This window comes from Actinomadura napierensis (assembly GCF_039529375.1).
GTDB lineage: Bacteria > Actinomycetota > Actinomycetes > Streptosporangiales > Streptosporangiaceae > Spirillospora > Spirillospora napierensis.
Genome location: NZ_BAAAMR010000374.1, coordinates 1 through 581, shown reverse-complemented (window position 1 = coordinate 581; position 581 = coordinate 1). Strand labels below are relative to the sequence as shown.

1 protein-coding gene is annotated in these 581 nt (G+C 44.4%); it reads left to right on the top strand.

Annotation, left to right across the window (positions count from 1 at the left end):
- Window positions 1-50 precede the first annotated feature (50 nt).
- The coding region (locus ABD296_RS49995) for a hypothetical protein (RefSeq protein ID WP_407061604.1) at window positions 51-581 on the top strand (531 nt) is incomplete at its 3' end.

Genomic DNA, 581 nt, shown 5'->3' with positions numbered 1-581 from the left:
TTTGTAATACTGGTAGTGCCTTAACTCCTGCAATCATGTCGACTAAAGGTATGGGGGCAGATCCTACTCGTGTTGCTGTCTTAATGTATGCTGCTTCAGGTGTATGCGCGGAAAACCAAGCATTAGAACAGGAGTTACGTTATTTGCGCGCTTCAAAAGCAGGGCAGGTAACAGAAGCTCAAGATGCACGTATTGCACAGAAGCGTTGGGCTGCAATTGCTGCTGAGCGACAATACGCAGGCTATAAGCTCTTTGCTGATCGTTGGAAATCTAAATATAAATATCATTTAGGTGATTCTTGTCCAACAATGCGTAGTGATATTGACCAAACTGTATATTTACTTGGGATGATCAGTGGTCTTCAAGCTGTGACCAACGACATTAACTCTGGCGGTTCTGTCAATGTTCCGAAAGATATTGCTGCTATTGTAGAGCGCGGTATGGTCTGCCTTGATAATCAAAAATTCTGGGGCGCACCAAATGCAACGCGCGCAGTGATCTGGACTTTATTACCAGGCGCTAATGAAGGGAAGCCCGATCCATATGAGACTTTAAAACAGTCCGTGCAAATTGGTGAACAA